9 protein-coding genes are annotated in these 10,613 nt (G+C 69.6%); 7 read left to right on the top strand and 2 right to left on the bottom strand.

All coding sequences use genetic code 11. From position 1 onward, the window contains the following. Positions 1 to 24: 24 nt before the first annotated feature. Positions 25 to 924 carry a sugar phosphate isomerase/epimerase family protein gene (locus AC0685_RS12770; RefSeq protein ID WP_478225653.1) on the bottom strand — a complete coding sequence of 300 codons (900 nt, stop codon included), beginning with the start codon at positions 922 to 924 and terminating at the stop codon, positions 25 to 27. A gap of 100 nt (positions 925 to 1,024) precedes the next feature. On the opposite strand from AC0685_RS12770, the gene AC0685_RS12765 reads away from it, so the two are divergent. The 3 genes from AC0685_RS12765 (at position 1,025) to AC0685_RS12755 (ending at position 3,842) form a co-directional block, all read left to right on the top strand. Further along, entirely contained in the window at positions 1,025 to 2,029 is a 1,005-nt protein-coding gene (locus AC0685_RS12765; protein WP_478225652.1) for a LacI family DNA-binding transcriptional regulator, read from the top strand. A 4-nt stretch (positions 2,030 to 2,033) separates the two neighbouring features. Then, a complete protein-coding gene (locus AC0685_RS12760) occupies positions 2,034 to 3,035 on the top strand; it encodes a Gfo/Idh/MocA family protein (RefSeq protein ID WP_478225651.1) in 1,002 nt (333 codons plus the stop codon). A 279-nt stretch (positions 3,036 to 3,314) separates the two neighbouring features. Further along, entirely contained in the window at positions 3,315 to 3,842 is a 528-nt protein-coding gene (locus tag AC0685_RS12755; protein ID WP_478225650.1) for a hypothetical protein, read from the top strand. Here the strand turns inward: AC0685_RS12755 and AC0685_RS12750 are convergent. Continuing rightward, a complete protein-coding gene (locus AC0685_RS12750) occupies positions 3,839 to 6,811 on the bottom strand; it encodes an AfsR/SARP family transcriptional regulator (RefSeq protein ID WP_478225649.1) in 2,973 nt (990 codons plus the stop codon). The two genes, AC0685_RS12755 and AC0685_RS12750, sit on opposite strands and share 4 nt — an antisense overlap. Positions 6,812 to 7,226: 415 nt before the next feature. On the opposite strand from AC0685_RS12750, the gene AC0685_RS12745 reads away from it, so the two are divergent. From AC0685_RS12745 to AC0685_RS12730, 4 genes are all read left to right on the top strand, one after another. Next, positions 7,227 to 7,622, top strand: coding sequence for a GntR family transcriptional regulator (locus AC0685_RS12745; protein WP_478225648.1), 396 nt, complete (start codon positions 7,227 to 7,229; stop codon positions 7,620 to 7,622). Beyond that, a complete protein-coding gene (locus AC0685_RS12740; protein ID WP_478225647.1) occupies positions 7,619 to 8,482 on the top strand; it encodes an ABC transporter ATP-binding protein in 864 nt (287 codons plus the stop codon). The genes AC0685_RS12745 and AC0685_RS12740 overlap by 4 nt, the downstream gene beginning before the upstream one ends. Positions 8,483 to 8,491: 9 nt before the next feature. Further along, on the top strand, positions 8,492 to 9,280 hold the full coding sequence (locus tag AC0685_RS12735) for an ABC transporter permease (protein ID WP_478225646.1): 789 nt from the start codon (positions 8,492 to 8,494) through the stop codon (positions 9,278 to 9,280). A gap of 405 nt (positions 9,281 to 9,685) precedes the next feature. Continuing rightward, complete coding sequence (locus AC0685_RS12730) at positions 9,686 to 10,606, top strand: ABC transporter permease (RefSeq protein WP_478225645.1); 921 nt, start codon at positions 9,686 to 9,688, stop codon at positions 10,604 to 10,606. Positions 10,607 to 10,613 lie beyond the last annotated feature (7 nt).

Below are 10,613 nucleotides of genomic sequence, written 5' to 3'. Positions count from 1 at the left end.
CGTCGTCTCTCCTCGCTTCTTCCGTTACCTGGCAGCCGGGAGCCGGCTGACGATTCCGTCGAGACGCGCCAGGCTCCTGGCCACATCCCGCTTCGGCAGATCCTCCGGGCTCCCCTCGCTCAGCGCGGTGTCCTGTTCGAGCACGTACCACCCGTCGTAGCCCGCCTCGTGGACGGACCTGACCATCGTTTCGATGTCGACGTCACCGTCGCCGAGGGGGACATAGAGACCTTTGCCCACGGCCTCGGCGTAGGGAAGCCTGCCGGCGCGGACGTCTTCGGCGAGCTCGCCGCGCACGTCCTTGAGATGCAGATGCCCGACCCGTTCGGGGTACCGCTTCGCCAGCGCGACCGGATCGGTCCCGCCGATCAGGAGATGCCCGGTGTCCAGGCACAGCGGGAGAGCGGAATCCGCGAGGAAACGCTCGACCTCGTCCTCGGTCTCCGCGTGCGTCCCGACGTGCGGGTGCAGCACGGTGCGAAGGCCGTGGCGCGCGGCGATTTCCTCGATCTCGCCGGAGGTTTCGACGAGGGTCGTCCATTCGGTGTCGCTCAGTTTCGGCCGGTCGTCGTAGCCGTCGAGACCGGTGGCGGCGGCGAGCACGAGCACGTCACCGCCACAGGCCGCGAACAGCGCGGCGGACTCCTCGGCCTCGGCCAGCGCGGCTTCGGGGTTCTCGTGCAGTACCACGGCGAGGAAACCGCCGACGAGTTCGAGCTCGTACCCGCCGAGCAGTTCGCGCAGGGCGGCCGGGTCGCGCGGCAGGTATCCGGGTGGGCCCAGTTCGGTGGCGCGCACTCCCAGTTCCGCCATCTCGCCCAGTACGGTGCCCGCGTCGAGCACGCGGCCCCAGCCGGGGACTTCGCAGACACCCCAGGAGATCGGGGCGGCGGCGATGCGGATCCGGGGTGTCGTGGCTGTCATCGGCGGCCTCCGGGAGATCGATTAGAGCGCTCTATTGATTAGAGCGCTCTAATCATGTAGCGTCCGTCACAGTAAAGTCAAGGGCAGGGGGACAGTGGAAATGGCGCGACCGACGATGGAGGACGTCGCCGCGAAGGCGGGGGTGTCCCGTGCGCTTGTGTCGCTGGTGATGCGGAACGCGCCGAACGTCTCCGACGAACGGCGCACGCGCGTGCTGTGCGCGGCGCACGAACTGGGTTACCAACCGCACGCGATGGCCAGGTCGCTGGCGAGCCGGACGTCGACCGTCCTCGGCGTGATGGTCTCCGATCTCCGCAACGCGTTCTTCGCCGACGTCGTCGAGGGGCTGGACGCGGCGGCCGAAGCGGCCGGGTTCCACTTGATCCTCAACACCGGTGGCCGCAGTCCCGCGCGCGAGCGTGCCGCGCTGAAGAGCCTGCTGTCCTTCCGGCCAGCCGGGGTGATCCTCCTGTCGCCGGTGGTCCCCGCGTCGGCGATCGAGGAAGCGGCCGCGCAAGGTCCCGTCGTCCTGGTGTCGCGCACTTCGCGCGCCGCGGGCGTGGACACGGTGAACGACGACGGCGAGGCCGGTTCCGCGCTCGCCGTCGATCACCTGGTTTCCTTGGGGCACCGAAGGATCGCGCATTTGGACGGTGGGCTCGCCGCCGGCGCGGCGGCCCGGCGCCGGGGTTACCAGCGGGCCATGCGGCGGCATCGGCTGCATCCGATCATCGTGCACAGCGAGCACACGGACACCGCCGGGGAGAAGGCCGTGCATGAATTGCTCAGCGACCCTCCGCAGGGAGGGATGCCGACGGCGCTGGTGGCGGGCAACGACTTCAACGCCGTCGGCGCGATCTCCGCGCTCGAAGAGGTGGGCCTGCGCGTGCCGGAGGACGTCTCCGTGGTCGGCTACGACAACACCTCGCTCGCCGCGCTGCGCCATCTCTCACTGACCACTGTGGACCAGCCGCGTACGGAAATGGGCAGGCTGGCCGTCGAAGCACTGCTCGAACGGATCCGGGGCGAACGCGCCGAGCCGGTCCGGCATCTGCTGCACCCGTCGCTGGTGGTCCGTTCGACCACCGCCGCTCCAGAAAGGTAACCACATGAGGTTGGGACTCGCCGGCACCGGCCGGATCGGCACTTCGCACGCCGAGACCTTGAAGAGCTTCGACGAGGTTTCCTCCGTGGTCGTCGCCGACGTCGACACCGCCCGTGCCCAGGCCGCCGCCGCGAAGCTCGGCGTCGAAGCGGCGGCGGACATCCCCTCGCTGTTCGCGTCCTCTTTGGACGGCCTGGTGATCGCCGCGGCGACGGACGCGCATCCGGAACTGATCCTCAAGGCCGTGGACGCGGGCATCCCGGTGTTCTGCGAGAAGCCGGTCGCCGCCGACATCCCGGGGACACTCGCGGTGATCGACAAGATCTCCGGTGCGGACGTGCCGGTGCAGATCGGTTTCCAGCGCAGGTTCGACGCCGGCTACACCGCCGCGCGGGCGGCGGTGGCCTCGGGCGAACTCGGCTGGCTGCACACCTTGCGCGCGACCACGCTCGACCCGGCACCGCCGCCCGCCGAGTACGTCGCGCACTCCGGTGGCCTGTTCCGCGACTGCGGCGTGCACGACTTCGACGTCGTCCGGTTCGTGAGCGGCCGCGAGGTCGTCGAGGTCTACGCGGTCGGTGCCAACAAGGGCGAGCGGTTCTTCGTCGACGCAGGTGACGTCGACACCGCGGCCGCGACGCTGACGCTGGACGACGGAACGCTGGCGGTGGTTTCGCTGACGCGCTACAACGGCGCGGGCTACGACGTCCGGCTGGAAGTCTTCGGCTCGGCGGGCAACGCCGTGGTCGGCCTGGACGACCGCGCGCCGTTGACCTCGGTGGAGCCCGGCGTCCAGCCGTTGCCCGGCCCGGCCTATCCCGGGTTCATGGAACGCTTCCGCCCCGCGTACATCAGTGAACTGAAGGCGTTCCTCGACGTCGCCGCCGGTCGCGCGCCGAGCCCGTGCGGCGCGGCGGACGCACTGGAAGCGTTCTACATCGCCGAGGCGTGCGAGGTCTCGCGCCGCGAACGCCGCCCGGTTCGCGTGGACGAGGTCCGCGTCTGACCACGGGAGTCACGACCGCTGTACCGATGTCGGCGGTTCGCGTGATCGACCCGGCTGGGTGGACGACACGAGCGTGACCGGGTTCCGCCGCGAGTCGTCCGCCCCATCACGCGAGTCGTCCGTCCAGTCACGCGAAATCGCCGCACCCTGGCACGGCGTCACCGCGCCGCGAAGGCAGCTTCCTGCCATAAACAGCCCGCCGCGAGCCACTTCTCGCTACGGTGGCCACGAACCACGACAGGCGGCCGGTTCGTGCCGCCGAACGCGCGAGGAGTGCGGATGCAGCCGAATCCACCGCGGCCCGGCTTTCCGCAGTACGGTCAGCCAACCGCGAGCGGACCCGCGCCGTGGAGCGAGCCGAGGCCGCCCAAGCCGAGGGCCAACGTCGCGGCGGCGATGGTCGCAGGCATCCTGGCGCTGCTCGCCGCCACCATGCTCGTCTGGTTCGCGCTCTACAACGTCATCGTCGCCACGGAGGCGGACGATCGCCCGTCGGGCATCGTGGTGCAGAACATGGTCAGCGGCACCATCTCCGCCGTGGTCCTGGTGATCGCGGCGGTGTTCACGTTCGCCCGCCGGATTCCCGCCGCGTGGACTCTGTTCGGGCTTTGCTTGTTCTACGTGGTCGCGGTCTTCGTGGGGACGCCCCTGGTGTGGGGCACGCCGTTCGGCGCTCAGGTCAAGTGGCTCTTCAGCTTCGACGACGGCGACAGCACCGCCATGGCGGTGACGATCATCCTCGCCGTTCTGACGGCGATCGCGGCGGCGATCGCCGGTAGCGTGAAATCCAACGGCGGGAAGAACTAAAGCTCGTCCAGGATCAGCTTCGCGCGTTCTTCGACGAGCCGGTAGCCGGAGCGCGCGGCGAGCTCCTGTGCCAGTTCGCCGTGCGTCCGGGCCTCCGCGAGCTTTCCCAGTTTCAGCAGGGTTTCCGCGAGTCCGGTGCGTGCGGCGGCTTCGCACCAGAAGAAGCTGGTCGTCCGCGCGATGGACAACGCGAGCCGATAGTGCTCGGCGGCCTCTTCCGGCAGGCTGAGCCGCAGGCAGACCTCGCCGAGCCCGACGAGCGTCCAGGCTTCGGTGCCTCGGTCGCCGATCTTGCGGGTGAGTTCGACGGCTTCGAGCGCGTCCGCACGGTTCTGCTCGCTCGGGTCGCGCCTGCTTTCGAGCACGGCCCTGCCGGAGAGCGCCGTCGCCTCGCCGTAGGTGTAGCCCAGCTCGCGGTTGGCCGCGAGCGCGCGAGTGTAGAAATCGTAGGCGTCGTCGAGGAGGCCGAGGTCGCGGTGCACGTTGCCGAGGTCGACCAGCAGGACCGCGACGCTGAACCGGGCGCCGTCCCGTTCGGAGACCGCGAGCGCGCGCGTGAAGTTGGCGAGCGCCTCGTCGAGCTGCCCCGTCTGCCAGTACGGGAAACCGAGGTTCGCCAGCGCCATCGAGACGGCGGGCATGTTGAGTTCTTCGCACAGCCGCAGGGATTCCAGCCCGCAGCGGATCGCCTCCTGCGGGTCGCCGAGACGCTGGTGCACCGCGCTGAGATTGTTGAGCACGGCCGCGCGGCCGGCGTCCCAGCCGTCGAGGAGATCACCGCGCAAGGCGCTGGTGAGGTGTTCGCGCGCTTCGTCGTAGCGGCCGCTGTTGACGCAGGCCAGCGCGATGCTCAGATGCATCGCGGCCTGGGCTTGCCCGGCGCCGCTGCGGCGCGCGGCCTGGAGCGCGGTCGAGGCCGTGTCGATCCATTCCGCGTGATGCCCGCGTTGGTGGAAAAAGGCGCGGAGCGCGTCGGCAAGATGCCAGGAGAACTCGGGCGGGCCGTGTTCGGCACTGTGCTCGACGGCGGCGGCGAGGTTCGGCCATTCGGCGTCCAGCCAGGCCAGCGCCTCTTCGGTGTCGGCGAAGGGTTTGCCCGCGGGTTCTTCGCGCGGCAGGCGCAGGAAGTGCGGGATGAGGGCACGTCCCGCGGCGTCGGCGGTGCTCAGGTAGCTCTCGAAGAGCCGCCTCTCCGCGGCGTCACGTTCGGCCTTGGAGTCCTCCGACAGCGTGCGGCCCGCCGCGAAACTGCGGAGAAGATCGTGAAACCGGTAGCGCCCCGGGGTGTAGCGCTCGACCAGGTGCGCCGCCGCGAGCGCCTTGAGCTGCTGGTTCGCCTTCGAGTGCGGAACGCCGGTCAGTGCCTGCGCGGCGGGAGCGGTGAACGTCTGGCCCGGAACCAGCGCGAGACGGCGGAACAGCTCGCGGTGCTCCTCGGGAAGCGCCCGGTAGGAGACGCCGAACGCCGTGGTCACGGCGCTTTCCTCGGCGCCGTCGACGGTCAGCTCCGCCAGCGGGTCACCACCGGCGAGCTCGCGGGCGAGTTCGGCGATCTCGGGTTCGCCACTGGCACCGAGGTTGGCCGCCGCGATCCGGAGGGCGAGCGGAAGATGCCCGCACAGCCGCGCCAGTTCCGCGGCCGCGACGGCCTCGGCGGCGACGGTTTCGCTGCCGAGCACGGCTTCCAGCAGGTGCCGCGCGTCTTCGGCGGGCAGCACGGACAGCGGGAGCGCGCGGGCGCCGGTGCGCGCGATGAGGTCGCCGAGCCGCTGGCGGCTGGTGACCAGGACGGTGCCCGAAGGCGGCAGCAGGGGCAGCACCTGGCCGCTGTCGCGCACGTTGTCGAGCACCAGCAGCACCCGGCGGTCGGCGAGGAGGGAGCGGAGCAACGCGGCCCGCGTGTCGGTGTCCGGGGGGATCGCCTTGGGCGCGGTGCCGAGTGCCTGCAGGAGCTGGGTGAGCGCGACGGCCGGGGTGAGTGGTTCGTGGTCGGGATCGAAGCCGCGCAGGTCGAGATAGAGCTGGCCGTCGGGGAACGCGTCGCGGACGCGGTGGGCCCAGCGGACCGCGAGCGCGGTCTTGCCGACCCCGGCGGTCCCGCTGATGACCCAGATGTCGGTGCCGTCGGCCGGGTGCCGGGCGGCCTCGTCGAGCCGTTCCAGTTCGGCCGCGCGTCCGGCGAATCCCCGGACGTCGTGTGGCAACTGGGCCGGGCGGACAGGCCTGGTCGCGGGTTCCAGCGCGGGATCGGCGGCGAGGATGGCGGCTTCCAGGCGTCGCAGCTCGGGAGAGGGATCGAGGCCCAGCTCGGTACCGAGCCGGCCCCGCAGCGCCCGGAACGCCTCGAGAGCGTCGTCGGTACGGCCTTCGCGGTGCAGCGCGAGCATGAGCTGGCCGACGAACCGCTGGCGCAAGGGATGCGCGGCGACCAGCTCGGTCAGCTCCGCGAGGACCTGCCTGCCGCGGCCGAGCCGCAGCTGCGCTTCGGCGCGATCCTCGAGCGCCGTCCAGCGCGCCTCGTTCATGCCGCCGCGAAGCCGCTGGGCGACCTCGCCGCTCACCACATCGGACAACGCCTCGCCGCGCCACAGGCCGAGCGCCTCGTCCAAGAGCTCTACGGCGGTCTCGTCGTCGGCGTCGCGGGCTTGCGCGGTCAGCTCGGTGAAGCGGTGCAGGTCGACCTGACGTGGGTCGACCTTGAGCAGGTACCGGGTCCCCTCGGAGACGATCTCCGGCCCGCCCACGCCGCGGAACACCGCGCGCAGCCTGGACACCAGCGCTTGAACGGTGTTCCGTGCACTGGCGGGGGGTTCTTCGGGCCAGAGCAGGTCGATGATCCGGTCGCGCGGCACCGGCTTGCCCGCCTCCAGCAGCAGAACCGCCAGCACGAGCCGTTGTTTGGGCGAGCCGAGATCGACCGGAACGCCACCGGCCCGCGCCTCGACGGCGCCGAGGACGCGGAACTCCACGCGGCCACCTCCGCTCACCCTCGTCGGAGCCTGCAAGCGTAGTGCAAGCGCCCTGCATCCGGACGGCGTGATCCTTGCCTGTGTCCACCGAGGACCCGTCGCCGGAACCGTGCCCAACCAACCAGACGGGCAGGACCCCCCATTCGGTTCCGGTACGACGGTGGGCACCTTCACTTTCACAGGCACCGCCAATCTGAGGGCGGTGGGGGTTGGGGGTAGTGCCAGCTCGACGTCTTCCCCCGTGTCGTCGAACTGGCGCTTCTTCTTGACTGGGGCTGGGGTTTTCCGTGAAGGCCTCCTTGAGGGAATCAGAGTCCCTCAAGGAGGCCTTCACGGCTTTTCGGCGTGATCACTTGACAGGCGCCGACGTCTGCCTACACCCTTTCACTACTTAATTAGTGAAAGGGTGTTGCCAGTGGTCACCTTCCACTTGGACAAGGGCTCGGGCGTCGCGACGTACGTTCAGCTCGTCCAGCAGGTCAAGAACGCCCTGCGCCTGGGCTTGCTGGAGCCGGGGGACCGGCTGCCGACGGCGAAGGAAGTGGTCGCCGAGCTGGCGATCAATCCCAACACCGTCCTCAAGGCCTATCGCGAGCTGGAACGCGAAGGGCTCGTCGAGGGGAAGCCGGGCCTCGGCACCTTCGTCAAGAAGACGCTCGGAGGCGCTTCGTTCGCGGAGCGCACCCGCTTGCGGAAGAGTCTCGCAGTGTGGGTCCGCGACGCACGCGAATCGGGGCTGGATCAGGAAGACGTCGAGGCGCTGTTCACCTCGGTGGTGGTCGATGGCTTTCGAGGGGAGCGGACGGCATGACCGATGAACCCGTCATCGAGGCGACCGGACTCGGCAAGCGCTACCGCCGCAAGTGGGCGCTGCGCGACTGTTCCCTCGTCGTCCCGAAAGGGCGCGTCGTCGCGCTGGTCGGGCCCAACGGCGCGGGCAAGACGACCTTCCTGCACCTGGCCGTCGGACTGCTCGACGCGACCCTCGGCTCGGTCGCGATCCGGGGCACCGCCGCCTTCCTCGCGCAGGACAAGCCGTTGTACTCGGGCTTCAGCATCGCGGAGATGCTCAAGTTCGGCAGACGCCTGAACCCCGGATGGGACGACGAGTTCGCACTCAAGCGCATCGATTCACTCGGGCTTCCCTTGCGGCACAAGGTCGGCAAGCTCTCGGGCGGCCAGCGCGCGCAGGTGGCGCTCACCCTCGCCCTCGCGAAACGCCCGGACCTCCTGGTGCTCGACGAGCCGCTCGCGAACCTCGACCCGCTGGCCCGGCACGAGGTCATGCGGGGGTTGATGGAGGCGGTCGCCGAGACCGGGATGACCGTCCTGCTCTCGTCCCACGTCGTCTCCGATCTGGAGAACACCTGCGACTGGCTGATCGTCCTCAACGGCGGTCGTGTCCAGGTCAGCGGCGACATCGACGAACTCGTCGCCGGGCACCGGACCTTGGTCGGCCCCGCCGAGGAGGCCGACGCGCTGGCCAGGCGGGTCGCGATCGTGGACGAGGTCAGGGCGGGGAGGCAGGCGACCGTCTTCGCCCGCACCGAACCGGTCCCGCTGGGTCCACAGTGGACCGAACGGCCGGCGAACCTGGAGGAATTGGTGCTCGCCTACCTGCGGCGGCCCGAATCCGCGAGCCTGCCTCGCCCGACACTGGCTTCGGCGTAAGGGGGAACGATGCTCTGGCTCACCTGCCGTCAGCACCGGATGCAGCTGATGATCACCGCCGGTCTGCTCGTCGCCGTCGGAATCATCTTGCTGATCAACGGAAACGCCGCCGCGGACAGTCCGGCCCCGGCGAAGCTCTTCGCGGATCTGTACCAGTACCTCTCCTGGCTCCAGGTCGTCCCGGTCGCGATCGGCGTCTTCTGGGGCGCCCCTCTGGTCGCGGCCGAATTCGAACGCGGCACCACGAAACTCGCCTGGACCCAGTCGATCTCACGGTTCCACTGGCTCGGAGTGAAACTGGCCTTCCTCGCCGTTCTCGCCACCCTCGGCGGGCTCGCGTTCGGCGCGATGATGCAGCGCTGGGTGGAGGTCTTCCCGGCCGATCGCGGCGACACCGCCTTCGCCAGTCGTTTCGACAACCCGGTCCTGTTCACGATGACCGGCGTCGCGCCGGGCGCGTGGTGGCTCTTCGGGTTCGTGCTCGGCACCGCCGCGGGCGCGCTCATCCGCAGGACCCTGCCCGCCATCGCCGTCACCATCGCGGTGTCGGTGGGCCTGATGATCGGCCTGAGCAACGTCCGTGACGGCTACGCGGAACCCCGGCTCGTCGCGCTGGGCGCGGAACCCGCGGGCCGGGTCGTCGAGATGGTCAGGGACGCCGCCGGCGAGATCTCCGCGCTCAAGGTCCTGCCCGCGGACTGGTACTGGCGCTTCCAGTGGACCGAAGCCGCGATCCTGACGGGCGTCTCGCTCCTGCTGGCCGTCGTCGCGACCTTCGCCATCCGCCGCCGCTCTTAGAAAGGGGTAAGTCAAATGTGGCGTGACCGAGCCTCTGCGGTGAAGGACCCCTTCGCTGGGTCAAGACAGAGAGGCGGCCTTCGCGGCGTGGTGCTGGACTGGCCGACAGGAGCCAGCCAGCTGCCCTCTGAGTGTCCACAAGGGACGCTTTCTGGTAGCGAAATGTCTGCTTCAAGGTCATACGCCCGGTTGGTGAGGGTGTCGTGAGTGGCAAGTAGGGTTCTAACCCTCTTTGCCACTCACGACCTCCTCGTCAAACCGCGCAAATCACCCAACTCGGGCACTGACACCTCGGAAAATGTCCCTTATGGACAGTCAGGAAGGTGTCTCGTCGGCGAGTCCCGCTCCTGACGCCAACTCCGGCACGCCACGTTTGCCTTACCCTCTATAGAAAGGCACAGCTTCTTGCTTTGGCTCACCTGGCGGCAGCACCGCACGCAGCTGCTCGTCACCCTCGGATTCCTCGCCGTGCTCGGCGGGATCCTGCTCTTGTCCGGAAAGGTCGCCGTCGACGCCGCGAACGGCAAGACCTCCTTGTACTGTCACGGCGGCGGCGTCCCGTGCCGTGAGTACGACGCGGGGCTGGAGGATCTCTATCAGAAGGTCTACCCGCTGGTCGTGCTGGTGCCGTTCGTTCCCTTGCTGGCAGGCGTCTTCTGGGGCGCGCCGCTGCTCGCCAGGGAGTACGAGCGCAACACCCACCAGCTCGCGTGGACGCAGTCGGTCGGCCGCGGGCACTGGCTGGCCGTCAAGTTCGGTGTTCTGGCCGGATGCGCGATGCTGGCCGGACTCGCTTCGGGGCAGATGTTCGGCGCGTGGCTGGAAATGTTTCCTGGCAGGTCGGAGAGCTTCGCCGAGACGTCCTACTTCGGTGCGCTCGGGATCGCGCCCGCCGCCTGGTGGCTGTTCGCCTTCGCTCTCGGTGCGGCGGCTGGGGCGCTCGTGCGCAAGACCTTGCCCGCCATCGCGATCACGGTCGCGGTGTTCCTCGCGGCTTCGATCGCCTTGCTGTTGCTGAGGCCGCATTACGCCGAGCCGGTGCGCACGATCGGCGCGGATCCGGCCACGAAGGGGGCGCTGATCGTCAAGCTGGGCAGGGTCACGCCGGACGGCCGCGAGATGAGTTCGCTGGACGAAGTGCCCGGCTGCCCGCTGGGGCTGGGGAAGAGCGCGTGCGCTCAGGCGGCGGGATATCAGGACTTCACCGTCTACCAGCCCATCAGCCGGTTCTGGCGGTTCCAGTGGACCGAGGCGGGCATCCTGCTCGCCGCGACCGCGGTGCTCGGGGGCGTCGCGGTAGGGGGCACGGTCCGCCGCCGTCGCTGAGACGGCG

The organism is Amycolatopsis sp. NPDC043889 (genome assembly GCF_056435645.1).
The sequence above is the reverse complement of the archived record's forward strand: the minus strand, read 5'-3'. Positions and strand labels throughout refer to the sequence as shown.